At 66.3% G+C, this 24,308-nt stretch carries 23 protein-coding genes; 14 read left to right on the top strand and 9 right to left on the bottom strand.

All coding sequences use genetic code 11. The features are described 5' to 3' along the window. Window positions 1-70 precede the first annotated feature (70 nt). The 3 genes from ACOGXQ_RS08905 to ACOGXQ_RS08895 all read right to left on the bottom strand — a co-directional run bounded on the left by ACOGXQ_RS08905 (window position 71) and on the right by ACOGXQ_RS08895 (window position 2,458). The gene (locus ACOGXQ_RS08905) at window positions 71-793 is read right to left on the bottom strand and encodes a hypothetical protein (RefSeq protein ID WP_419947052.1); all 723 of its coding nucleotides are present in this window, start codon (window positions 791-793) and stop codon (window positions 71-73) included. Continuing rightward, window positions 790-1,674, bottom strand: coding sequence for a DNA-methyltransferase (locus ACOGXQ_RS08900; RefSeq protein ID WP_419947051.1), 885 nt, complete (start codon window positions 1,672-1,674; stop codon window positions 790-792). The genes ACOGXQ_RS08905 and ACOGXQ_RS08900 overlap by 4 nt, the downstream gene beginning before the upstream one ends. 355 nt (window positions 1,675-2,029) lie before the next feature. Beyond that, window positions 2,030-2,458, bottom strand: coding sequence for an abortive infection family protein (locus ACOGXQ_RS08895; protein ID WP_419947050.1), 429 nt, complete (start codon window positions 2,456-2,458; stop codon window positions 2,030-2,032). 52 nt (window positions 2,459-2,510) lie between these two features. Here ACOGXQ_RS08895 and ACOGXQ_RS08890 point away from each other — a divergent pair, with 52 nt between their 5' ends. Continuing rightward, complete coding sequence (locus ACOGXQ_RS08890; RefSeq protein ID WP_419947049.1) at window positions 2,511-3,356, top strand: VOC family protein; 846 nt, start codon at window positions 2,511-2,513, stop codon at window positions 3,354-3,356. Window positions 3,357-3,362: 6 nt separating this feature from the next. Here the strand turns inward: ACOGXQ_RS08890 and ACOGXQ_RS08885 are convergent, their stop codons facing one another. After that, entirely contained in the window at window positions 3,363-4,094 is a 732-nt protein-coding gene (locus ACOGXQ_RS08885; protein ID WP_419947048.1) for a J domain-containing protein, read from the bottom strand. A 158-nt stretch (window positions 4,095-4,252) separates the two neighbouring features. Between ACOGXQ_RS08885 and ACOGXQ_RS08880 the strand changes: the two genes are divergently transcribed. The 5 genes from ACOGXQ_RS08880 (at window position 4,253) to ACOGXQ_RS08860 (ending at window position 8,757) form a co-directional block, all read left to right on the top strand. Continuing rightward, window positions 4,253-5,731 (top strand): acetyl-CoA acetyltransferase, encoded by a 1,479-nt coding sequence (locus tag ACOGXQ_RS08880; RefSeq protein WP_419947047.1) that lies wholly within the window; start codon window positions 4,253-4,255, stop codon window positions 5,729-5,731. 490 nt (window positions 5,732-6,221) lie between these two features. Then, on the top strand, window positions 6,222-6,500 hold the full coding sequence (locus tag ACOGXQ_RS08875; RefSeq protein WP_419947046.1) for a hypothetical protein: 279 nt from the start codon (window positions 6,222-6,224) through the stop codon (window positions 6,498-6,500). Next, complete coding sequence (locus tag ACOGXQ_RS08870; RefSeq protein WP_419947045.1) at window positions 6,485-6,952, top strand: hypothetical protein; 468 nt, start codon at window positions 6,485-6,487, stop codon at window positions 6,950-6,952. The genes ACOGXQ_RS08875 and ACOGXQ_RS08870 overlap by 16 nt, the downstream gene beginning before the upstream one ends. Before the next feature lie 429 nt (window positions 6,953-7,381). Beyond that, window positions 7,382-8,164 (top strand): crotonase/enoyl-CoA hydratase family protein, encoded by a 783-nt coding sequence (locus ACOGXQ_RS08865; protein WP_419947044.1) that lies wholly within the window; start codon window positions 7,382-7,384, stop codon window positions 8,162-8,164. Continuing rightward, window positions 8,149-8,757, top strand: coding sequence for a class I SAM-dependent methyltransferase (locus tag ACOGXQ_RS08860; RefSeq protein ID WP_419947043.1), 609 nt, complete (start codon window positions 8,149-8,151; stop codon window positions 8,755-8,757). Before ACOGXQ_RS08865 ends, ACOGXQ_RS08860 begins: the two co-directional genes overlap by 16 nt. 49 nt (window positions 8,758-8,806) lie before the next feature. Here ACOGXQ_RS08860 and ACOGXQ_RS08855 read toward each other — a convergent pair whose 3' ends face one another. From ACOGXQ_RS08855 to ACOGXQ_RS08840, 4 genes are all read right to left on the bottom strand, one after another. After that, window positions 8,807-9,109: a hypothetical protein gene (locus ACOGXQ_RS08855; protein ID WP_419947042.1), complete on the bottom strand. Its 303-nt coding sequence runs from the start codon at window positions 9,107-9,109 to the stop codon at window positions 8,807-8,809. 75 nt (window positions 9,110-9,184) lie between these two features. Continuing rightward, window positions 9,185-10,855 (bottom strand): long-chain fatty acid--CoA ligase, encoded by a 1,671-nt coding sequence (locus ACOGXQ_RS08850; RefSeq protein ID WP_419947041.1) that lies wholly within the window; start codon window positions 10,853-10,855, stop codon window positions 9,185-9,187. A gap of 69 nt (window positions 10,856-10,924) precedes the next feature. Further along, on the bottom strand, window positions 10,925-12,055 hold the full coding sequence (locus tag ACOGXQ_RS08845) for an epoxide hydrolase family protein (RefSeq protein WP_419947040.1): 1,131 nt from the start codon (window positions 12,053-12,055) through the stop codon (window positions 10,925-10,927). Window positions 12,056-12,116: 61 nt separating this feature from the next. Next, window positions 12,117-14,504 carry a CoA transferase gene (locus ACOGXQ_RS08840; protein WP_419947039.1) on the bottom strand — a complete coding sequence of 796 codons (2,388 nt, stop codon included), beginning with the start codon at window positions 14,502-14,504 and terminating at the stop codon, window positions 12,117-12,119. A 199-nt stretch (window positions 14,505-14,703) separates the two neighbouring features. On the opposite strand from ACOGXQ_RS08840, the gene ACOGXQ_RS08835 reads away from it, so the two are divergent. The 3 genes from ACOGXQ_RS08835 (at window position 14,704) to ACOGXQ_RS08825 (ending at window position 18,885) form a co-directional block, all read left to right on the top strand. Further along, window positions 14,704-15,612 (top strand): polysaccharide deacetylase family protein, encoded by a 909-nt coding sequence (locus ACOGXQ_RS08835; RefSeq protein WP_419947038.1) that lies wholly within the window; start codon window positions 14,704-14,706, stop codon window positions 15,610-15,612. Window positions 15,613-15,900: 288 nt separating this feature from the next. Then, entirely contained in the window at window positions 15,901-17,607 is a 1,707-nt protein-coding gene (locus ACOGXQ_RS08830) for an ATP-binding protein (RefSeq protein WP_419947037.1), read from the top strand. Window positions 17,608-17,781: 174 nt separating this feature from the next. Continuing rightward, complete coding sequence (locus tag ACOGXQ_RS08825; RefSeq protein ID WP_419947036.1) at window positions 17,782-18,885, top strand: histidinol-phosphate transaminase; 1,104 nt, start codon at window positions 17,782-17,784, stop codon at window positions 18,883-18,885. 56 nt (window positions 18,886-18,941) lie between these two features. Here the strand turns inward: ACOGXQ_RS08825 and ACOGXQ_RS08820 are convergent, their stop codons facing one another. Then, a complete protein-coding gene (locus tag ACOGXQ_RS08820; RefSeq protein WP_419947035.1) occupies window positions 18,942-20,402 on the bottom strand; it encodes a pyridoxal-dependent decarboxylase in 1,461 nt (486 codons plus the stop codon). Between the two features lie 172 nt (window positions 20,403-20,574). Here ACOGXQ_RS08820 and ACOGXQ_RS08815 point away from each other — a divergent pair, with 172 nt between their 5' ends. The 5 genes from ACOGXQ_RS08815 to ACOGXQ_RS08795 all read left to right on the top strand — a co-directional run bounded on the left by ACOGXQ_RS08815 (window position 20,575) and on the right by ACOGXQ_RS08795 (window position 24,161). Beyond that, window positions 20,575-21,645, top strand: coding sequence for a phosphotransferase family protein (locus ACOGXQ_RS08815; protein ID WP_419947034.1), 1,071 nt, complete (start codon window positions 20,575-20,577; stop codon window positions 21,643-21,645). 32 nt (window positions 21,646-21,677) lie between these two features. Continuing rightward, entirely contained in the window at window positions 21,678-22,343 is a 666-nt protein-coding gene (gene ung / locus ACOGXQ_RS08810; protein WP_419947033.1) for a uracil-DNA glycosylase, read from the top strand. A 107-nt stretch (window positions 22,344-22,450) separates the two neighbouring features. Beyond that, a complete protein-coding gene (locus tag ACOGXQ_RS08805; protein ID WP_419947032.1) occupies window positions 22,451-22,711 on the top strand; it encodes a hypothetical protein in 261 nt (86 codons plus the stop codon). A gap of 83 nt (window positions 22,712-22,794) precedes the next feature. Further along, entirely contained in the window at window positions 22,795-24,024 is a 1,230-nt protein-coding gene (locus ACOGXQ_RS08800) for an ATP-binding protein (protein ID WP_419947031.1), read from the top strand. Continuing rightward, entirely contained in the window at window positions 24,021-24,161 is a 141-nt protein-coding gene (locus tag ACOGXQ_RS08795) for a hypothetical protein (RefSeq protein WP_419947030.1), read from the top strand. The genes ACOGXQ_RS08800 and ACOGXQ_RS08795 overlap by 4 nt, the downstream gene beginning before the upstream one ends. Window positions 24,162-24,308 lie beyond the last annotated feature (147 nt).

Raw genomic sequence — 24,308 nt, 5'->3', positions numbered from 1 at the left:
CCTGCAACGGTGCGACCAGCAAGAACGTTGTTGGATGCGAAAAGCGTTTCCGCAGGTCACAGCCGTGTCGTCAACTATCGTATGTAAGCCCCTTCGCGTCGGACCTATCCAGTGACACGCGGGCTGCCACTGAGTTCCCTTGGACTGAGCAGTCGAGCGTTGGACCATCGGCCTCGAATGCCGACAAGGGCAGCAAATGCAGTGATGCAAAGATCGCACTCGGTATCTCGACGAGCTGATAGCAGTACGGGATGGACTGCGGATCGTGGCGAAACGCCCGGAGCATGAGGATGGCATCGACCGCAGCGCTGTATTCCTCGAAGAGTTCCAGTGTCCGGGATCTACGGCTTCTCGGTGAGCGGACATCCTGAATCCACGCAGCCTCGGTGAGCTTGGAGATATGAATCGTGGACTTCGATAGCCGTTGAGCGGCCGTTGACTTCAGGGACAACCTTCGGTGCCGACCGTCACGCGTCTGAACCGTGACGTCCACGAAGCGTCGCGTCGCCGAGGCCGGCGGATCCACACCCCAGCCGACGGCCTCACAGGCATCCCGGAACGCATTCTCAAAGCCTGTCTCCTTGAGCGCGTCGACGGCTAATCCATGATGCGCTGAGATCAAGAGGCCGAAGTACTCGATCCAGTCGGATTCCGCGCTGATCCAAGTTGGCTCGGGTGCTGAGCCCTGAGCCTGAGGGGGATCCGACAGCGACTCGACCATGCGCGCGACGAAACGAACGCCCATCGGCGAGAGATCGTCGATCCTGCGCCTCAGGGCCTCGCCGTCGTTCATTGAGCCAGTCGTCGCTCGATGAGATCCACGAAGGCCGGATTGAGCTCTATGCCTGCCCATCTGCGTTCCAGGGCTCGCGCGACGAGCAGGGTCGTGCCGGAACCCGCATAGGGGTCCAATACCACGTCACCGGGCCTGCTGGTGATCGTGACGCACTGGGCCGCGAGCGTCAGGGGCATGACGGCCGGATGATCTTCGACCCCGCAGTCGTCGCGCCGTCGCGGCTCGGTGTTGATATCCCAGACGGTCCTCAGTCGGCGTTCGTTCGGCCCGCGGATGGCATCGACGTCGTAGACATAGTCCTTGTTCTTCGACAGCAGGAACACCGTCTCATGAGCCTTGGTCGGACGGTCGCGGACTGATTCTGGATGGGCATTGGGCTTGTGCCAGATCACTTCAGAGCGCAGCCACCAACCGGCATCCTGAAGCGCGAATGCCAAGCGCCATGGCACCCCGATGAGGTCCTTCGGCTTGAGGCCCTCAGGCGTCGGCGGCCGAACCCGCATCGCACGGGCCCGGTTCTTGCGGTCAGGGGCCCTGTAGCGGCGGTTGCCCGAGGTATAGCTGTCGCCGACATTGAGCCACACAGTGCCGTCGTCGGTGAGCACCCGCCGAACCTTGTCAAAAGTTGTGACGATGCTCTTGATGTAGTCGGTCAGAGCATCGTTTCGGCCGATCTGGTCATCGACGTCATAGTCCCGCAGCGACCAGTACGGCGGCGACGTGACGACAGTCTGGACGCTTCGATCAGGTAGCAGGTCCAAGCCATCTTCGGCCCGTCCGCAAATGAGCACCGGCCGATCGAGGTCTCGAAGTGATTCGGTGCACGGCAGATCGTGCCGTCGGTGGCTCTGCGGTTCTCCGGTTGCTGGGCGACCCATCACCGCCGACCGTAACCGTTTCAGGCCACCTCTCGGCGTATCCCTGTGGCAGTCGCCAAACAATTGTTCACTCATGTCCGCCACGGTAAGCGGTAGGTGTGACAAGCACCCATGGGGAACACACGTGCCGCGAGGAGTCCTCGGGCTAGACCTGCCTTCGCGGCTCGGTGTCAGTTCGCCTCAGGCAGAAACTATGGAAGCCCGCCGAGCCGATTCAGCTTCTGAACGAGCTTTGAGGCCTTCTTCCGCTGTTCCAAGAGAAGCTGGCCAGTCCCCTTAATGTCCCGAGCAAGGGAGCCCATCACGTCGTCGCAGTACCTGTCAACGCTGTGCTGGGACCACTCTGACCTGCAAATCATGCAGCAGTACGACAACGTGCCAACGAACGTCTCGAATGGCGATCACCCAGGGTCACCGGCGCCTGCAGCCGACCGTGACCAGTGCCACGCTCGTTGCGAAGCTCGTTGACTTCGATCGCTATCTGCAGGACCCCGCCGAGAATCTTGCGTACTGGCTCCAATAGGTCCTCTCGCTGGGTCGGATCGCTCTTCGGGTGCAGCTTCAGAATCTCAAGCGCCCTTGAGATGAGCCCGGGAAACTTCGTAGGAGGTTCCTCGTGGACTCGTTCCAGGACGATCTTGGCCGTCGATTCGAGCAACTCCTTGCTTGAGCCGAGCAGAAGTGCCGAATCGCCTTCGGTCAGCGTTGGAGCACATAGTCCACCAGCGATGACGTTGCCGAAGCGAGTCGCGAGCGCCCATGTACTGATCAACTCCCGAATCATCGTGACTCCGATACGTGGCGTGTATCGAGCGGTCTGCGTAGCCTCACCCGCCATGCCGACGGACAAGCTCGTCATGGACCACGTTGCGGTGGTCAGCGAACGCGCCTGGGACAACGTGATCCGCTACAGCCGCGACCTGGGCGGTCGCTGGATCGGCGGCCCGGACAACGACCCGGCATCGCAAGCCGGCGACGATTTCTACTTCTGCCAGGTGAGCTTCGACGGCGGGGCCAGGATCGAGATCCTCGAGCCGATCGAGCACCCCGGCAGCGACTTCCTGCACCGCTTCCTGGCACGCAACGGCCCCGGACCGCACCACTTCACGTTCAAGACCCCCGACTTTGACGACACGATCGGTGCGCTCCGCGGCGCCGGCTACGAAGTGATCGGCGTCAACGAGTCGAATCCGACCTGGAAAGAGGCGTTCCTGCATCCCAAGCAGAGCTGGGGCATGGTCATTCAGGTCGCGTGGGATGGCGGCGGGGGCTGGGACGACGCCCCGCCGCTGCCGCCCACCCGTCACGGGCGCTCCACGAAGATCGCAACGGTCGTGCATCTCGTGGGCGATGTTCAGGCGGCCGCCGCCATGTTCGACGGGCCGCTCGGCATGGAGCGGACCGACGAGTGGAAGGATCCCAACGTCGGCGCCGGCGTCGACCTGCGCTCAGGCCCGTGGAACCTGAAGCTCATCCAGCCGACCGACGCCAACCTGGCGCATTGGATGGGCAACCGTCCCGGCAGGCTGCAGCTGCTGCACTTCCAGCTCGACGATCCCGGCCTCGTCCCCGGCGCACAGCGGGTAGGCGTGTGCGGGGGCGGCGAGCAGCAGGACGCGATGTTCATCGTGCCGCCCGAGCACAACCTGGGCGTGCGCCTCCTGCTTACCGAACACGGCTGACGGCCGTTACTCCGCGGCGCGCGGCTCCCAGCGATCGACTGGCACCAGGCAGAGCCGGCGGCCCGCGATCGGTGCCGGGTGAATCACGGCATCGGGATGGCGGCACCGGTCCCCAGGCGACATCGTGATGATCTGATCCAACACGCCGTCGGACTGCGCCCGCTCGCAGTCGACCGCGCGCAGCGTGCCGTTGGGTGCCTGCCAGAAGCACTCCCCGACCTCCAACGCCGCGACCCTGGAGGGGCCCGGGTTGGTGTCGGCGGTCATGTACGCGCTGGCCACGAAGATCACCAGCCCCACGACGGCGATCGCCAGCCAGGGCAGCACCCGCACCACCAGCGCCGCGCTGCGGTGACGCACCACGAAGCCGCCCGGACCGCCGGACTCGACGGTCGGGGCGTCGTCAAGCCACGGGTTATCGGGCCCACCTTCACTGGTGTCGGCGCTTCCCGCCGACGGGGTCGGTCTCGCAGGCGACGACGGCTGGGGCGGCCGCGGTGCTGCAGCTGCGCGTTCCTCGTCGTAGGAACGGCGCGACTCCGCTCGCCCCAGCACCCGCCACGCCTCGTTCACCGCCCGCATGCGCCGATCCGAGCGCTCCGTCTGCTCCTGGTTGACGGCGCCGCGCTGATCGGGGTGATTGGCACGGGCCGCCCGGATCCATGCGCGACGGATCTCTGCCGCATCCGCGTCGGGGCGTACACCAAGCGCTGCGTAGTGATCGGGCAACTTGGCCACCGACGGCCTCCCGCCCGCGACGCTACTGCCGCCCGTCAAGCGCGACGCCGCTGCGCCGCATCGGCGACCGGGACACCCAGCCCGGCCCTGCCAGAACCCTGTTCGCTAACGTTGCGTCCCGGTCACCCCGCACTTCCCGAACACGAGGCCGTATCGCCATGACGAACAGCCAGCTCGATCCTCGCACCCCCGTCCTCGTCGGCGCAGGGCAGTTCAAGCAGCGCCCGGAAGTTCCTGTCGAAGCGCTCGAACCAGTCGCCATGATGGCCGAGGCACTAGTCGAGGCTGTGCACGACGCCGGCGCACCGGGCTTGACCAGCCGTGCCACGCACACCTGGGTCGTGAAGGGTGCCTGGCCGTATTCAGACCCGGCCGCTCTGCTCAACGAACGCTTCGAGGCCACCGGCAAGACCGGGCTCTCGACCGACGGCGGCAATGTTCCGCAGTCTCTGGTGAACATGGCGTGCAGCCGCATTGCCGCCGGCGAAGCCGACGTGGTGCTGATCGCCGGCGCCGAAGGGATCTGGAGCCGCCGGCGGGCGCGCCGCGCAGACCAACGCATCCCCTACACCTCCCAGACCGACAGAGTGCCCGAGGAGGTACTCGGTGCCGATGTCGTCATGAACAACAAGGTCGAGGTGGAGCGGGGCCTGCGAGACCCCATCAACCTGTACCCGGTGTTCGAGTCGGCCTTCAGGGCCTCACGTGGCGAAACCCTCGACGGGCATCGCGACCGCGTTGCAGCGATGTGGGAGAAGTTCAACCGGGCCGCCGTCGCCAACCCATATGCCTGGGTCCGCACGCCGATGACGGCAGACGAGATCCGCGAACCGAGCCCGTCGAACCGGTTCATCGGCTTTCCCTACACGAAATGCATGAACTCCAACTGGGACCTCGACCTCGCCGCGGCGCTCATCGTGTGCTCCGCCGAGACGGCCGCCTCGGCGGGGGTCCCACGTGATCGCTGGCTGTTCCCGCATGCCGGCACCGACGGGCGCGACACCGACTACGTATCCAATCGAGGCGACCTGCACAGCTCGCCTGCCATCCGTGTGGCCGGTCGCCGGGTCATGGAGCTGGCCGGCGTCGGCGTCGACGACATCGACTACGTCGATCTGTACTCCTGCTTCCCCTCGGCGGTGCAGATCTCGGCCACCGAGCTGGGCCTGAGCCTCGACCGCGATCTGACGCTCACCGGCGGCCTCACCTTCGCAGGCGGCCCGCTCAACAACTACGTCGGCCATTCGATCGCCACGATGGCGGGCAAGCTCCGGGAGGAACCCGGCAGCGTCGGGCTGTGCTCAGCAAACGGCGGCTATCTCACCAAGCATGCGTTCGGCATCTACTCCACGACACCGCCGGAGGCCGGGTTCCGCTACCAGAACTGCCAGGACGAAATCGACCGGTTCCCCTCTGTTGATCTTGATGCCGACTACAGCGGCGATGCCACCGTCGAGGCGTACACCGTCATGCACGGCAGGGAGGCACCCGAAGTGGCCTTGGCAGCGGTTCGCACGCCCAACGGACGGCAGTGGGCCCGCAGCACTGACCCCGAACTCATGGTCGAGATGACGCAGACCGAGTTCATCGGCACCGACGTCGTGGTCCGCGACGCCTTCGAGTTCGCGCCGGTCTGACCGCCGCGAATCGGCTGGCCCGACAGCGGGGCTGGAGGCGGCCCGGTAGCGACATGCGGATGCGGGAACCTCAGATTGGCTAAGACAGGAAAGGCTGTAGCGTGCAGTTATTGCTATTCAGTCAAGCAATTCTGAGGATTTACTTCTGTCAAAGTCAAGTTTGAGGCGCCGTCTAACCGTTGCGGCAGTCGCTGTCATCGTCACCTCTACCCTCGCATTCGCGACGCCCGCGTCCGCGTCAGGTGACAGCGACAGTGCACCAGATCAACCTGCAGAGACAGTTGATGAACGAGAACCTGAAGCGGGTGAAACGAGTGAGAGCGATCCGAGCGGAGCGATCGGGACGAAGGGCAGCCGCAGTCTGCGGGGCTGGCCTTGGGATACCTGCCTCCACTGGGGTGTCAGCGATGATGTGCACTGGTCACACACCCAGCCCGGTGCTATATCTGTTCATGCATGGTGGGATGGATTGAGCCCGGGATGCGATGGAGTGAAAGCTACCGTCACCGTCGAACTGCAGCGCTACAACTGCTACTACAGCAATGGTGAACTCAACTATTGCCGTTACGAGACAATCAGATCAAGGTCCAAGTCGAGGTTGTGGAGCGGCGGAGGCTCTTCCAATCGAGTCGCCGTGCACTACTACTGTGCTACGAATGCACGAGAGGTGTCGTGGCGGGCGCGAATCGATGTCGATCTCGAGGGACGCTGGGATGACTCCACTAAGTGGATTGACGGAAAAAGCGACCTGTGGTGCTCGACGTATTGAGTAGAGCCACTGTGCTGGGCGCAGTCTGCGAACTGGATGATGTCCGTGGCAGGCCCAGGTACCGACTGAGCCAATTCGTCGATTTGGAGGACGGCCGACGCGTCGTCTGGTCCGATGATCGAAGTTTTGGCGGAATGCCCACTGCTGAAAACCCTGCATTGCAGCGACGTCTCCAAGATGCGTTGCCGAATGCTCTGAATTTTCGAAGCGGTCGCCAATTGGTGCGCGAGGCGCTTCTGGTTCTCGACGAGGATCACCCTTACGACTACCCCGATGTCGTGCTTGCGGGACTCCAACGGATTGGTATGGACGTAGACCCAATCTCGGTGTACGCAGCACCGTTCCGAATCGAGTTCGGCCCGGTGCTGCAAGCTCAGTTACCAAAGGTCGTCGAGCAGAGTTGGAGACACTCACCGCCTCTAGGACGTCATCTCTGGCAGAAGCCGGACTGAGCCCACGGGGCACCGACGTCGTGTCCACCTGGTTCATCACGTACACCTCGCGATCAAGCAAGGACGTGACCTGACCCATGAGAACCTCCGCTGCGTTTGCTCGTCCTCAGGATGCCACGAGCACCGCCCTCGCACGGGCCGAATCTCGGCTACCGATGAGCACAGCGCAGGCCGCCGAGCCCACGGCTTCACCAACCATGCGAACTTCGAAGCCCGCGACATCCTCATCACCTAACCTGACCCCGCCGAGCCCAGCAGCCCAAATCCCACAAAAATGCGAAGGCTCGTTTTCTTCCGGGTATCATGCAGCTCGCTGACCTGCAAGAATGGGCTTGCTTCAGCTCCAGCCATTTCAGCGACGCACCACTGCAGCCGTGCTCGGAAGCTTGGGCAACTAAGTCAGTCACTCCCATCCAATAAGGCAGTCCCATGGGCAAAGAACCTCTCGTCCTCGTCGAGCAGCGCGGCTACGTGCAGATCCTGACACTCAACCGCCCCGATGCCATGAACGCGTTCAACATGGAGCTCTCGGTGGCGCTCGGCGAGGCGCTGGACGCTCTCGATGCGAACCCTGATGCTCGCGTCGGCGTCATCACCGGGGCGGGACGCGGCTTCAGCGCAGGCATGGACCTCAAGGCGTTCGTCAGCGGCGGCGGCATTGCGGGCATGCCCAACCCGCCAGGCCGCGGCTTCGCCGGCATTGCCGAACGCAGCGCCGCGAAGCCCCTCATTGCCGCGGTCGAGCGTTTCGCGCTGGCCGGGGGACTCGAAGTGGCGCTGTCGTGCGACCTGATCGTGGCCTCTGAGGGCACCAGGCTGGGCATCCCCGAAGTCGGCGTGGGGTTGTTCGCCGGTGCCGGTGCCCTGCTGCGGCTGCCTCGTCAGCTGCCGTACAGCCTGGCCATGGAGATGGCGTTGACCGCCGAGCCCATCACCGCAGAGGCGGCGCACCGGCACGGCATGGTGAATCGGGTGTGTCCCCCGGGCGAAGCCGTGAATGTGGCGGTGGAGCTCGGCGAGCGAATCGCACGAAATGCGCCCATGGGCGTACGGGCCTCGAAACTGCTCATCCGCAATGTGCTCGGCGTGGCCGAGGACGATTTCTGGGCATTTCAGCAGCCTGCGCTCGAGGAGGTTTTCGGCTCGGCCGACGCCATCGAGGGAGCGTCAGCATTTGCCGAACGGCGCGATCCGAATTGGGAGGACCGCTGAGCCGCTGGGAAGAGCGGGGCGACATTCCCCGCGGAGCCTCCTACGACGACCGCTGGGTCCGCAAGGCTGCACGCGGCGAGTCCATCCACGGCGAAGCCGATCTGGTCGACTCGCTGCTCCCTCAGGCTGGGAGCGTGCTCGACGCAGGCTGCGGGACGGGACGGGTGGCGATCGAGCTGGCGCGCCGCGGTCACCATGTCGTGGGGGTCGACCTCGATCCTGCGATGCTTGACTTGGCGAGGTCCAAGGCCCCTGACCTGCCGTGGATCGAGGGCGACCTGGCCAGCACGATCGTGACCGGCGCTGCCGGCGGCCAGCGCCAGTTCGATGCCGCTGTTGCCGCCGGCAACGTGATGATCTTCCTCGAGCGCGGCACCGAGGCTGCCGTCGTCGCCAACATCGCGGCGCACCTGCGGCCCGGCGGGGTGCTTGTGGCAGGATTCCAGCTCAGCGGCGGCTACATGGGACTGCACGTCTACGACGCACTCGCCCAGCGCAACGGGCTCGAACTCGAGTCTCGCTACTCAACGTGGGAGGGCACCCCATTCGATGGCGGCGACTACGCCGTCTCAGTCCACCGACTGTCCGAATGAGGGCAGGCCGGTTGACGGCGACGCGTTGAGCTGAATTCCGTAGATCTGCTCAGTCGGTGGGCAGCCGGGCGAGCAGCTCGATCTTGCGCTCTTCGTACTCGTCGAAGGTGATCTCGTCGTTGTCGAACTGCGTCTGCACTTCTTCGACCAGCCGGATCAGGTCGGCGGCAGAGAGCTCCTCGTCGAGATTGCCGTCGAGGACCGCACCGGTGCCCTCGGACTCAGGCTCGGCTGCGACCAGCGGGCCGCTCTGGGGCACCTTGCCCATGCGCTTGGCTCGCTTGGCCTCGGCCTTTGCCTTCTTGGCCCGGTCCCGTTGCAGCTTCTCAAACGTCGTGCGACCAGCAGCCATGACAAACACCTTGCGCCCCTATCCGATGAACCATGCTACTGGGGGTCTGCGTGATTTCGGGTGCAGTGCAGCGGTTCAGATCGAGGGCCAGGCGTGGTCGGCAAAACGGCTCCGCAATAGCTTCTTGTCGATCTTGCCAGTGCCGGTCAGCGGTATCTCGGGCACCTCGACGATGCCATCGGGCAACCACCACGACGCCACCTGCGGCCTGAGAGCGTCGAGCACCTTCTGCGAATCGAGCGCGGCACCGGGATCGAGCACGACGAGCAAGAGCGGCCGCTCGCCCCAGCGCTCGTGCGGCAGCCCGATGACAGCGGCTGCCGCGACGCCGGGGGCGTCGAGTGCCGCGTTCTCGAGCTCGATGGAGCTGATCCACTCGCCCCCGCTCTTGATCACGTCCTTGGACCGATCGGTGAGGGTGAGGTAGCCCTCGCCGTCGATGGCGCCCACGTCACCAGTGCGCAGCCAGCCGCCAACAGCCTCGCCCACAAACGAATCAACGAACGCGTCGGCGTCTGCCAGCGCGCCGCCGTAGTACGCGCCGCACATCCACGGGCCGCGTGCCTGTATCTCGCCGACACTGAGGCCGTCGCGGGGCAGTTCCGCCCCTTCGTCGTCGACCACCCGCAGCTCGATGCCGTACAGCTCGCGGCCCGCCTTCGCCTGGCGGACCCGCTGTGCGTCACGGCTGGCGCGCTCGACCCGGTGCGTGAAGCGTCCCGACGTGCCCTGGGTCATCTCGGTCATGCCCCACACATGGCTGACCGTGACGCCGTAGTCGTCCTCGAGCGTGTCGATGAGCACCCGGGGCGCGGCCGAGCCGCCCACCGCCACCTTCTGCAGCGAGGGCACCGTGCGGCCGCTGGCCTGCAGGTAGCTGACGACCCCCAGCCAGATCGTGGGGACCCCCGCCGAGAACGTGATGTCCTCGGCCTCGATGAGATTCACCAGCGCCTCCGGGCTCAGGTCGGGGCCCGGCAGCACGAGCTTGGCGCCGCTCATTGCGGTGGCGAACGGCAGCGCCCAGCCGTTCACGTGGAACATCGGCACTGCGCCCAGCACGGCCTGACCCGAGTGGATGTCGTGGCCGTCGCCGGTGCAGCAGGCCCACGTCTGCAGCACGATCGACCGGTGACTCTGCAAGACGCCCTTGGGATTGCCGGTGGTGCCCGAGGTGTAACAGAGCGTGGCGGCGCAGAGCTCGCTGAACTCCGGCCACGGTGCAGGGCCTGGCGCACCGGCGATCCAGTCCTCATAGGCGATCTCGCCGGGCAAGCCGACAGGCACATCGAGCCGGCCGAGCACCACCCACCGGCGGACCGCGGGCGAGCGCGGGGCCAGGCGGGCGGCGATCTCGACGAACGAAGCGTCCACCAGCACCACGCTGTCGGCGGCGTCGTTGAGGATGAATGCCAACTGATCGTCGTGGAGCCGCGGATTGACGGTGTGCAGCACGGCGCCGATGCCGGTGATGCCGTAGTAGGCCTCCAGGTGGCGGTGGTCGTTCCACGCGATGGTGGCGACGCGGTCACCGGGCCCGATGCCGTCGGAGACGAGCGCTGCTGACACGAGATGGGCCCGCTCGCCCACCTCCCGCCACGTGCTGCGAGTGGTGACGCCCGTTGAGTCCACGGCCACGACCTCGGTGGCGGCATGACTGCGGGCTGCGTAGGAAATGAGGCTCGGGACCAGCAGCGGCCGGTCCATGGTGTTGCCAGCCAGGAACGGCCCGACGTCAGCCGACATGCCGGCCAAGGGTCATGGCGAGCGATCTCCCGGCCGACCCCAGCGAGTCCTGGGCCATCGCAGTGCGGGTCATCGCAGCAGGCGGAAGAAGGCTCGCACGTCGTCGACGAACAGCTCGGGCTGCTCGAAGGCCGCAAAGTGGCCGCCTGCGGGCATCTCGGTCCAGTGCCGGATGTCGGAGTAGATCGACTCGGACCATGCGCGAACCGGCGGGATGATCTCGGCGGGGAACTTGGCAACGCCGGTGGGGACATTCACCGTCATGCGGGGGAGCTGCCGGAAGCTCTCCCAGTACAGGCGGCCGGACGAGGCCGCGTTGGCGTTCAGCCAATACAGCATCACGTTGTCGAGCATCTCGTCGCGGCCCAGCGCATTCTCCGGGTGCCCGTCGCAGTCGGTCCACGCCCAGAACTTCTCCAGGATCCATGCCGCCTGGCCGGCAGGAGAATCAGTCAGGCCGTAGCCCAGCGTCTGGGGGCGGGTGGACTGCTGCTTCGAGTAGCCGGAGTCCCAGTCGTTGTAGTGCTTTGCCTTGGTAAGAGCGGCGATCTCCTCGTCGTTGGGTTCGCGATCCTTGGGTCGGCTGCCGCGCATCACCATGTTCAGGTGGATGCCCACGCAGCGGTCAGGGTGGCGGCTGCCGAGCGCACTGGTGACCGCTGACCCCCAGTCGCCGCCTTGAGCGCCGAAGCGGTCGTAGCCCAAGCCGGTCATCAGCTCGGCCCAGCAGTCGGCGATCTTCTCGATTCCCCAGCCGGGCTGTGTCGGCTTGGCGCTGAAGCCGTACCCCGGCAGCGACGGGCAGATGACGTGGAAGGCGTCGGATGCGCTGCCGCCGTGCGCGACCGGATCGGCCAGGGGCTCGATGACCTTGTGAAACTCCACCACTGAGCCGGGCCAGCCGTGCGTGATGACGATCGGCATGGCATCGGGCTCGGGAGAGCGGACGTGGATGAAGTGCACGTTCATGCCGTCGACGTCGGCCGTGTACTGGTCGAACCGGTTGAGTGCGGCTTCGCGGGCCCGCCAGTCGTAGGTGTCGGCCCAGTAGCCGCATACTTCCTGGACATAGGCCAGGGGTATGCCCTGGGACCAGTCGTCGACCGGTTCTTCGTCCGGCCAGCGGGTTCTTGCCAGGCGCTCCCTGAGGTCTGCGAGCTGCTCGTCTGGGACGTCGATCTGGAACGGTTCGATCTGCATCCGAGCACGGTAGTCCGCGGTGTGCGTTTGCCTCCGTGGTGTGCGAGGGCAGGGGCGACGGTCAGTCGTAGACGAAGCCGAGCTCGGCGGGCGGCGGGAGCTCGCCGCCTATGTGGCCGGCGGCGCGGAGGTTGGCGATCTGGCCTGGGTCTAGGCCGGCTATCTCGGCCATGACCTCGTCGGTGTGCTGGTCGAAGAGGGGGGATGGGCCTGCTTGAGACGGGCGGTTCCCGTCGAGCGTGAAGGGGCTGGCGATGTGGCGTCGCCGTCCGGTGATCGGATGCTCGACTATCTCGATGTGTCTGGACAGCGGTTCGTGCGCCGGGGCGGTCCAAGGGTCGCGGCAGGGCTCGGCGCGCGCCCCGGCGAGGCGCAGGGCTGCATGCAGGTCAGCTCGCGACCAGGTGGGCCGGCCGCCGTTGGACTCGGTCTCGTCGAGCAGGCCGCGGATCACGCTGAGTGTGTTGAACCCGAGCGAAGAACCGTCGGCTACGACGGCCAGCCAGCCGTCGGTGCCTTCGATGAAGCCGCTCCACGCTGCGCCGGGTTCGCGGTTGCCCATCCGGCCGATGTCGCGTCCTGCCTGCGAGGCCAGCACGATGGCCTCGCCGCTGTGCTGCCAGGTGCCCTCCTGCTGGGAGACGTCGATCTCGATGCCACGCCCGGTGCGCTCGGCGTGCTGCAGGCCGCTCAGCAGGGCGAACCCGGCAGTGATGCCTGCGATCGGGTCGGGGAAGTAGATGTTGGAGATGCGCGCGCCCTCGTGCTCGTAGCCCTGACGGTGGCCCAAGCCGCCCATGGCCTCGATGATCGAGCCGTAGCCGACAGCGTCCGCGTAAGGGCCGTCGACGCCGAATGCCGGCATGCGCACCAGCACGAGACGCGGGTTCACCTCGGCCAGCGTTTCGAAATCGAGGCCGAGCTGTGGCAGCACATGCGCGGAGAAATTGGCCACGATCCCGTCGCAGTTGCGGACGAGCTCCAAGAACGCGTCCCGGCCTTCGGGAGTGGCGAGGGTGACCACGCAGTCGCGCTTGCCCTTGTTGACGGCGTTGAAGTGGCCGCCCGCCTCGAAGAAGCGGTTGTCGTTGACCAGATGCTCGAGGCCGGGCGCCATGCCGTGGTCGTAGGGTCGCTGGGTCCGGAAGCCGTCGAATGGATTCTGCGCCTCGATCTTGATCACGTCGATGCCCAGCGGGGTCAGCAGGTTGCCGACGTACGGTCCGGCCCAGGCGATGGTCATCTCGATGATGCGCAGGCGGCGCGCCGGGCGCATCCTTGTCACGGGCGTTCCTGGCGCGGCACCGGCATCGCGGTCTGCAGTCGCGGGGAACGGATCAGCAGCAATGTCGCTGACCCGCTGGTCCGGCACCGGCAGGCCGGGTGCGTTGAACGGTCGGATGGGTGACGCAGCGCTGCCAGCAGCGGTTGTGACCTTGCCCAGGAAACCTCTCGCAGCGAGGTGCTCGTCAGCCAGGACATCGAGCGGTGTCATCACCATGCCCACCGCCCAGGGCGTGTCCAGGGCAAACTGGAACAGATCGCGTTTGGTGCGTGCGGCGTACCAGGGCTCGATGACTTCGCGAATCTTGTCGATGTGGCGGACCCGGCGATGGCGGTGGCTGAGCTCCGGATCGTCGATCCACTCGGGCACGCCGACGTGCAGGCACTGCATCTCCCAGTCGTCCCGCCGCAGTGAGCCGGGGCATACGAAGCCGTCGGCACAGCGAATGGCTCCCGACGGGTAGGCCGTGGGCGGGTGGGGACCGACGAGCGGCCTCGGACGCTCGCAGTGCAGCGCGTCGCAGTAGCAGAGCTCGACGGCGGTGAGCAGCGCTCCCAGCCATGAGACATCCATATGGATCTCTGGCCGTCGCAGAATCAGGTGCGCGGCCCAGGCCGTCAGCCCGCCCGCGGTGTACTGGGCCTGCCAGCCGGGCAGCCGCAGCGGTTCGGCACCCTCGTCGCCATTGAAGCCCAGAAAACCCGTGGCGGTCTGCACCAGCAGCTCATCGGCGATCACGCCCGGATCGTCGGCACCGGCACCCCAGGCTGTCACCGTGACGAGCTTCGGTACTCGTTCACCGCCAGCGCTGTCCTCGGCCAATCGTTGCGGGTCCCACGGCCCTCCCGCAAGCCCCGCAACCGTCTCGCTGGCGATCACGACATCGGGCCAGGCCGGATCGACGTCGTCAGCCGCGCAGTTCAGCTTCCCTGCGTTCAGGTGCACGAAGAGCGGGCTCAGCTCGCCGTCTGCCAGCGGCACATCGTCCACCGGCTGGTGCCGCGCGGGATCGCCGCCGGCCGGTTCTACCTTGACGACAGTCGCGCCGGCACCGGCGAGCAGCCGGCCGGCAAACGGACCGGCGATGCCGGTGGACATCTCCAGCACTCGCATCCCGGCCAGCGGCGGCGCGACGGCAGCGGCCGCATCGGGCGATTCCGGCATCGGATCACGGTACTGCCCGAGACCTGCTGTATCGCGGGCCATGAAGCTCGCAGTGATGCTCCCGCCGTGGCTTCCCCGAATGCAGTTTCGCTAGTGGTGTGTCGCGGTTTTCTTGCGGGCAGGTCGCGGCCCGCTGACCTGCGGAAACAGGCTTCGGCAGGCCCTGTGCAAACTGCCGACGCACCGCTAGGGTCCTCAGATGAGCTTGTCCAATGGCACTGCCGCATCGAGCGGGGCATCCAACGGCGCACACGGCCCGGTCACGGTCTGTCTGAGCTTCGATTTCGACGCCATTTCGATCTGGACCGGTCCCCGCGGTTCGCGTTCGCCCAACCTGACCGCACGGGGCGAGTTCGCGTCGATCGGGGCGCACCGGCTCCTCGACCTGCTCGAGGAGCGCAGCATCCCGTCTACCTGGTTCATCCCCGGTCACACCATCGACACCTTCGGCGAGGTGTGCGCGCGGGTGGCGGCCGACGGGCACGAGGTGGGCTACCACGGCTACTGCCACGAGGCTCCGTCCTCGAAACGCGACGAAGCCGACGAGCGGGCGATCCTGACCCGCTCCATGGACTGTCTGGAACAGCTGTCGGGCAGTGCACCGGTCGGGCACCGGGTGCCGGGCGGCAATTGCGGCGACCGCTGGATCAGCCTGCTCATCGAGCACGGCTTCTCCTACGACTCCTCCATGGCGCGCCACGACTACGCGCCCACGTGGTGCCGGCTCGGCGACGTGCCCACCACCGACGGGCCGCACCGATTCGGCGACGAGGTGGACCTGGTGCAGTTGCCCTTCGAGTACATCTTGGACGACTGGCCGTACTTCAGCTACGACGGGCCGACCGTGCAGGGGCTGCGCACGCCCGATCACGTCTATGACGTGTGGTCGGCCGAGTTCGACTACCTCTACGAGCGGGTCGGCAGCGGGGTGTTCGTGCTCACCATGCATCCCCAGTGCATCGGGCGAGGCAGCCGCATGCTGATGCTCGAGCGCCTGATCGATCACATGGCATCCCGACCGGGTGTGACCTTCGCCACGATGGAGCAGGTCGCCGACGATTTCCGGGCCGCCGCCGCACCCGGCGACTGCGCCAACCGACGCCTCTAGCAGGATGCTGAAAAAGTCGATTTTCAGGCGGTGTCCAGTTGCAAACCCGCAGGTCAGGGGCTTGCGCTTCCGGCCAGACCAGCATGCTTCAGCAGTCTCCTAGCCGCAGTTGCGCTGATCGCCGCGTGTGCAGGCGACCGTGCCAGCCGTCGCCTGTCATCGACAGATGGTTCCAGCTGCGGGGCGACGTCGACCCAGCGTGAGCTTCAGCCCCGGGGATAATTGCTCAAGTTATGCAATATCACATTTGAATTTACAAATTGTATAAAACCCTGCTACCATCAGGTCATGATTGAGCGGGAGATCACATCGCTCTTGCAGCGGCTCGCCCGTGCGTCTCCGGTGGTGACGGTGACCGGTCCGCGCCAGTCGGGCAAGACGACACTCTGCAGGGCGACATTCGACGGGATGCGGTATCTCAATCTGGAGAATCCCGACGAGCGAGAGTTCGCCCAGACCGACCCTCGCGGCTTCTTGGCTCTGGCGCGCGGCGGGGCGGTCATCGACGAGATCCAGCGAGTCCCGCAGCTGCTCTCCTACATACAGGGCGAAGTTGACGAGACCGGCCGTGCGGGCCAGTTCGTCCTCACCGGGAGCGAGCAGTTCCGGCTCTCCGATGCGGTGGGCCAATCGCTCGCAGGTCGCACGGCGTTGCTTCGGCTGTTGCCGTTCTCGCTGGCCGAACGGGCCAGGACCGGCGCCAGCGACGACATAGACGAAATCATCGCTACAGGCTTCTACCCCCGCATCTACGACGAAGGTCTCGAACCGAGCAGGGCACTCGCCGACTACTTCGAGACCTATGTCGAGCGTGATGTCCGGCGCACGAACGAGATTCGCAATCTCACCAACTTCCGGAGGTTTGTGCGTCTGTGCGCCGGGCGGGTCGGTCAGTTGCTGAATCTCAATTCGCTCGGGACAGATGTCGGCATCTCTCATGGGACAGCACGCGAGTGGCTGACCATTCTTGAACGCAGCTACATCGTGTTCTTGTTGCAGCCGTACCACGCCAATATCCGCAAGCGGCTCGTGAAGTCTCCCAAGATGTACTTCTGCGACACCGGGCTGGCCAGCTACCTCATCGGCATCGACCACCCGTCGCAGGTCGCCGCTCACCCGTTGCGCGGCCAATTGTTCGAGAACATTGCCGTCACAGAAGCGCTCAAGCAGCGACTCAACCGGGGCCGCGACCCGCGGCTGACCTTCTTTCGAGACTCGAACGGGCTCGAATGCGATCTGCTGTGCGAGACCGGCGAGGGCATCGCCGCGATGGAGATCAAGTCCTCGACGACCGTCACGAGCTCGTTCTTCACGTCCCTGCACAAGGTTGCCGAACTGGTGCCCGATGTGGCGTCGAAGACAGTCGTGTACGGCGGCGCACAGCACACCCAGCGCAACGGCGCTGATGTGGTCCCCCTGGCGGGCGTGGCCGGCGTGCTCGACCGCCTGCACATCGCTCACGAGGTAGCTGAGTTCATCGAGCGCAAGCGAGGACCTGGTCCCAGTGAGCGGGATGTCGAGGTTGTCGACGCGGTATACCGGGCACATGTGCAGCCGCTGGTGGCCGGTGTCCTTCCGCACTGCGAGCAGATCGGATCCCGGCTGTTCAGCGAGCACCGGGCATGGGGCAGGATCGGCCGCGGCCAGAACAACATGGACACACAGGAATGGTTCGCTGAACCCGGATGGCTGAAGCTGCGCGAGGAACTCATCGCGGTGCCGGGCTTCCGGCTGAGTGGCGACGAGATGGTCAGGTTCAACTTCCGCTATCACTTCATGGGCTACGAGGGGGTGGGCACCTCAAGTGTCGGCACGCATCTGCGACTCGACTGGCTGATTGACGGTGCCACAACCCGGCGCACCGTCGAAGTCGGCACCGTGCCACAACCCCACCTCGATGCCCAGTTCTCTCACGAGGATGTGATGACGGCGTCACCGCAGACAGACAGTCTCGTCTCGCGGATCGTCGAAGCCTTGATGGCGTCGCTGGACTGACGCCGGTGCTGATGCGCCCGAACCGGTCGGCCTGCCCGGGACGCGATCCACAGCGCTGCGGGTATCGAAACTCCGGGCTGTCCAGCAAGCCTCGACGGCGCTAGCTTCACCCGGGCTGATCCGTCGCCGACCCTGTTGGCGGCGGTGCCGCGCAGGCGAGCGAAAGGCCGGCCAGTGATCGGACGACCCAGGGCGGCCGTGGAGGGTCTGCCGCAGTACAAGCCGGGGCGGTCGGCTGCGCAGGCTGAAGCCGAGCACAACCTGGCCGAGGCGATCAAGCTGGCGTCCAACGAGAACGCCAACGACCCGCTGCCCTCGGTGGCCAAGGCGGTCTCCGAGGCAGCGTTGGGCATGAACCGCTACCCGGACCATCGCTGCATGGAGGTCCGGGAGGCGTTGGCCGATCGGCACAGTGTCGGGCTGGACGAGGTCACGGTCGGCTCAGGCTCGGTGGGCGTGCTGCAGCAGCTGTTCGCCGCCTACGTCGACCCGGGCGACGAGGTGGTGTACCCGTGGCGCTCGTTCGAAGTGCACCCGGTGTTCTGCGCCGTGTCTGGCGCACAGGCGGTGACCGTGCCGCTGGTCGACCATGCGTTCGACCTCGACGGCGTCGCCGCGGCGGTCACCGATCGCACCAAGATCTGCACCAAGATCATCGTGCTGTCCACCCCCAACAATCCGACCGGCACCGCGTGCACGACGGCCGAGCTGCAGCGCCTGCTGGCAGCGGTGCCCCTGGAGGTGATCGTGGTGATCGACGAGGCCTACCGGGAATTCGTCACCGACCCGTCGGTGGCCGATCCGATCGAGGCGATCCTGCCGACCCACCCGAACGCCCTGGTGCTCCGTACCTTCTCCAAGGCGTACGGGCTGGCCAACCTGCGCGTCGGCTACGGCGTCGGGCACCCCGATGTCATCGGGGCACTGGACAAGGTGGCGCTCCCGTTCATCGTCAGCGGGCTCGCGCAGACCGCGGCGCTCGCCTCGTTGGAGCCCCAGGCCAGCGTCGAACTGGATGAACGGGTCGCCGGCATCCTGGCGGAGCGGGAACGCGTCAGCACAGCGATAGTCGCCCAAGGCTGGCCCGTGGTGCCGTCGCAGGCCAATTTCTTGTACCTGCCAGTCGAGGACAGCGCGATGGACCTGTTCGTCAGCCTGGAGAAGCAGGGTCTGGTGACGCGCCCGTTCGAGGGCGAAGGCGTGCGGATCAGCTTGGGAACGCCATCGCAGAACGACCGCCTGCTGGCCGCGCTCGGCACCTTCGAGCCGGTCGCCTGAGCTGGGCAGGCTGGCTGGGCTGGTCGAGCTGGCCGGGCTGGTCGAGCTGGCCGCAGTCAGACTGCTGCTTCGCTGATCAGCTTCCAGAGCATGTCCATCCGGGAGCGATCGGTACGCGACTGGCCGACGGCGACGCGGATGATGCTGCGCCCATCCAGCTTCGACGGCGTCAGGTACGCTAGGCCGCTGTCGTTGACGGCAGCGGCTATGGCATCGGTGGCGCTGTCGGCGGCGTCGTGCGCGGCCGGTGAGGCGTCCGCGGCCCGGCAGCGGAAGCACACCAGCGAGAACGGGTGCGGGGCCACGATCTCGAAGCGGGAGTCTTCGCTGAGCCGCTGCGCGAGCTCCTGGGCCATCGCCACATGATGGCGCACCATCTGGCGAATGCCCGACGCGCCGTAGCTGCGCAGCACCCACCACAGCTTGAGCGCCCGGAAGCGGCGGCCCAGCGGCACCTGCCAGTTGCGGTAGTCGATCACGTTGCCGGCATCGCTCTGGGTATTGCGCAAATACGGCGGGTCGATCGACAGGGCGTCGGTGAGGGCTGCCTTCTCCGCGACGTAGAACGCCGAGCAGTCGAAGTTCACCATCATCCACTTGTGCGGGTTGAAGACGTAGCTGTCCACGAGCTCGATGCCGTCCTGGTGGTGGCGGAACTCGGGGCAGATCATGGCGGTGCCGGCGTACGCGGCATCCACGTGGTGCCACAGTTGGTGCTCGATGGCGATCTCGGCGGTCGCCCGCACGGGGTCGACCGCAGTGGTGCCCGTAGTGCCGACGGTGGAGCCGACGAACGCGGGCACCAGTCCAGCGCCCAAGTCGGCTTGGACGGCTGACGCGAGGGCATCGGGCCGCATCGCGTGGCTCTCGTCGGTCTCGATGAGGCGCACCACACCGAAGCCGGCCACGTTGGCGCCCTTCTCCACCGAGCTGTGCGCCTGGGCTGAGGTGTAGGCGACCATCTGCGTTGCCGGCTGGGTGCTGCGCTCGGCGGCACGGTGGCGGGCCGCTACGAGGGCAACGTGGGTGGCGTCCGATGCGCTGCCCTGCAGGACGCCGCCGCCGCCGGCGGTGGTCTTCCAGTGATCGGGCAGGTCGAGGAGGTCGACGAGCCAGTCCAGCATGTGACTCTCGACTTCGGTCAGCGCAGGCGAGGCGGCCCACAGCAGGCCGATCAAGCCGAGCCCGGACGAGACAGCGTCGGCGAGCACCGAGGGCGGGGAGTTGTTGGCGGGGAAGTAGGCGAACCAGCCGGGATGCTGCCAATGGGTGACCCCGGGCACGATCACCCGGTCGAGGTCAGCGAGCAGGTTCTCGAATGGCTCTGGTTCTTCGGGCGCGGCGGCGGGCAGCAGCGCTCGGATGTCGCCGGGCTGGGTGGTCGAAGCCACCGGCAGCGATTCGATGCGCTCCCAGTAGTCGGCGATCCAGTCGATGATCTCCCGGCCGTGGCGCCGGAACTCATCCGGGGTCATGTGCAGGGGCGGGGAAGTGACTTCCGGATCGATCTCATCCATGGCGCCGACGCTACCGGCCAGTGCCGTGGTGCTTTGCGGCGATTTTGCTGCTCCGAATGGGCCATCTTCAGCGGTCGTGCACAGCCTGCGGTCGCGTGAGGCAGTTGCCGTAGTGTGTGCAGACCGCGTCGGCACCAGGCGAGCGAGCATCGGCGCAGGGGGGACAGGCGAGATGACGGACGGGGCGACCGACGGCGCTGTGGCTTCGGGCATTCTCGGGTATGACGTTCCCGCGGTGGAAGCGTGGATCGACGCCAACGTCGACGGTCTCGAGCCGCCGTTCGCTTGGAGCCAGCTCGAGGGCGGGCACAGCAACCTCACGTACAAGCTGACGGCCGCCGACGGCACGACCTCCGTCGTCCGGCGGCCGCCGATGGGGGAGCTGCTGCCCAAGGCCCACGACATGGGGCGCGAGTTCACCATCATCAGCGGCCTCGGGTCCACCGACGTGCCGGTCGCGAAGGCCTACGGCTACTGCGAGAGCCCCGACGTGACCGGGGCACACTTCTACGTGATGAGCTACGTCGAGGGCAAGCCGCTGTTCGAGTCGGCCGATGCCCGCGAGCACCTGACCGCCGAGGGCCGGGCACACGTCGGCATGTCGTTCATGGACGTGCTGGCGGCGCTGCATTCGGTGGACCCCGACGATGTCGGATTGGGCGAGCTCGGCCGCAAGGACGACTATGTCGGTCGCCAGATCCGCACCTGGTATCGGTCGTGGACGGCTTCGGCGGAATCGGCGAACTACGACACGCCCGTGGTGCACGAGCTGCACGACCTCTTGCAGGAACGCAAGCCCACCCAGGGTCCGGCCCGGGTCGTGCACGGCGACTACGGGCTGCACAACTGCCTGTTCAACCCCGCGGGTGAGCTGCAGGCGGTGCTCGACTGGGAGATCTCCACGCTTGGCGACCCACTGGCCGACTTCGCCTATGCGCTGAACAGCTGGACCGAGCCCGCCGACGAGATCCTCGAAGGTTCCGACCCGCCCACGCTGGTGGACGGCTTCGTGGGGCGCGCCGATCTCATCGAGCGCTACGAGCAGCAAACCGGTGCCGACCTGTCGGACTTGGCCTACTACGTCAGCTTCAATCACTGGAAGTCGGCGTGCATCATCCACGGCGTGTACGCCCGCTACATGCGCGGCCAGAAGCCCGCCGCCGATGTCGATCTCGACCTCTATCGAGCACGCATCGGGCGGGGCATCGAGATGTCGGCCGCCGCCGCCGAGACGATCTCCTAGTGCAGGGCTCCTAGGGCAGGGCTGACGCGGGCGTGCCGCGCACCGACTGGAACCCGATCCTGCGGGGCGAGTTCGACAAGCCGTACTGGCCGATCCTGCAGCAGTTCGTTGCCGACGAGCGTGCTCAAGGCGCGGTGTACCCGCCCCATGACCAGGTCTTCGCGGCGCTGCACCTGACGCCCTACGCCGACGTCAAGGTGCTGATCCTGGGCCAGGACCCGTACCACGGCCCCGGCCAGGCGCACGGGCTGTGCTTCTCGGTGCCTCACGGCATCCCGCAGCCGCCGTCGCTGCAGAACATCTTCGCCGAACTGCGCGACGACCTCGGCGTCGAGCCCCCCTCGCACGGCAATCTCGAAGGATGGGCACGTCAAGGCGTGCTGCTGCTCAACGCGTTCTTGACGGTGCGTGCCCGCCAGGCAGCGTCACATCGCTCGGCCGGCTGGGAGACCTTCACCGACGAGGTGATCCGGGCGGTGAACGCGAAACCCGAGCGGGTGGTATTCATCCTGTGGGGCGGGTTTGCACGCCGCAAGAAGCCGCTCGTGGACACCACTCGGCATGTCGTCATCGAATCGCCCCATCCGTCACCGCTGAGCGCGCACAACGGGTTCTTCGGCAGCAAGCCGTTCAGCCGGGCCAACGCTGCACTGGTTGCCGACAGCCGCCAGCCGGTCGACTGGCGCCTCGACGACTGACCCATGCGGCGACTGACCCATGCGGCGAGCGGTGCTCCGCGGCCGATTCGGGTCATCGCCTCGGGGACATCGTTGAGGCGGCCTGCCGTGGCGGCTGACCCGATCTCGTGCGCCGAGAAGCCGATGCAGCGACTGTGCAGCGTCTCATGCGCGGCTACCTCGACGAGATCAGCCGCACCGACATTTCCCGCGTCAACGGTGTCGATCGCAATCCGTCGGGCGTCCGCAGGCTGCTTGCCTCGTTGGCTCGCAACACCGCCGCCGAAGCCGGCGCTTCGACGCTCGCCGCGGACACCGCAGATCCCGCGGGCGCAGCATCCGCACTGGCTGGCCTTGTTTGCTGTGGCATCGAAGCAGCAATTGCATGAAATACTGGATCACTGCTGACATGAAATAACATCTGTCACTGAAAACATTTTACGTCACGGCCATCTCTCGCTAAGCTTGGCGTGTGGACGCATACGTGCCGCGGCATCTCGGCCCGCTCATCGAGGAGTACTTCGGAGAGCTTCCGGCGCTGATGATCGTGGGGCCAAGAGCGTGCGGCAAGACGACGACGACAGGTCGATTCGTGCGCACCACAGTGCGGCTCGACACCGAAGAAGCAGGCATCTTCCACATCAACCCCGACGCGGCGCTGCGAGACAAGACCGAACCGGTGTTGCTCGATGAATGGCAGGCAGTCCCGAGCGTGCTCGGAGCAGTGAAGCGGGCCGTCGACACCGAGTGGCGGCCGGGCCGATTCATCCTCACCGGCTCCGCACGAGCGCTGGGCGGCGGCGACATGTGGCCGGGCACCGGTCGCGTGGTGATCCTGCGGATGTATCCGATGACCATTGCCGAGCAGAAGCAGCGCCCGCTGAACCCCTTGATCGATCGTCTCGCTGCTGGGGAAACGCCGCAGCGAGCACTTGGGCCGCCATTGGACGTGACTGACTACCTGCGGCTGGCCCTCGCAGGCGGGTTCCCGGAACCGGCCTTGAGCTTGGGGGCCAGAGCGGCAGCGGCGTGGTACCAGAGCTACGCCGATCAAGTCGCACTGCGCGACGCCTCCGCCTATGGCGAGAGCCGAGACTCGACTCGCCTGCGGCGCTACTTGCAGGCGTGCGCGCTCGTCTCGGGGCACGTAGCCCAGCACAAGACGATCTACGACGCTGCAGGCATCAGCCGCAACGCGGCGACTTCCTACGACGCACTGCTCAACGACCTCATGGTGACAGGAGACCTGCCCCCATGGTCGAGCAATCAGCTGCGAAGGCTCGCTCGGACTCCGAAGCGATACATCATCGACTCCGGGCTGCTGGCCGGAATTCTCCAGATTGGGGTCGATGAGGCTGCATCGTCACCTGCCCTGCTCGGCAGCCTGATCGAGACGTTCGTCGTCGCGCAGCTCCGCGCCGAGGCGATCGTCGCTCGGTCCGGCTTCCGTCTCTCGCACTTGCGGACGCTTGACGGCCGCCACGAGGTCGACGTGGTAGCGGAGTTCGGCGGCACGCAGCTCGTCGGCATCGAGATCAAGGCAGCAGCTCGAATCGGCCGAAGCGACGCGCGCCACCTGGAGTGGCTGCGCGACGAGCTCGGTGAGCACTTCTCGGCGGGTGTCGTTCTCCACACCGGACCCGATACGTACGAATTGGCCGACCGCATCACCGCTGCACCGATCTCTACCCTGTGGGCGTGATTCCGGCAGAGGGCTCGCGCTTGCAGCTCGAGCTGCGCCTCATCACAGGCGCCGATCACCGCATCCGCCACGACCCTCGGGCCGTAGCCATCCTGCTGGGCTGGCTGGAGCACCAAGCCGCCGCCCAGTACGCCTGATTCGTCGGGCTGCCAGAAGAATGCGGTGATCAGTACTCGAATCGGCGGTTCGCCGGTGAGACTCGTGTCGGCCCGGCGCAGCGCTGATCGCCGGCGGTCAGGCGGCGCTGCCGGCTGCGGTGGAAGCCGTGAAATCGACCGGTGAAT

Origin of the sequence: Candidatus Poriferisodalis sp. (genome assembly GCF_965208485.1) — a bacterium.
In the GTDB taxonomy this organism is placed as follows: Bacteria; Actinomycetota; Acidimicrobiia; order Acidimicrobiales; family Poriferisodalaceae; genus Poriferisodalis.
The sequence above is the reverse complement of the archived record's forward strand: the minus strand, read 5'-3'. Positions and strand labels throughout refer to the sequence as shown.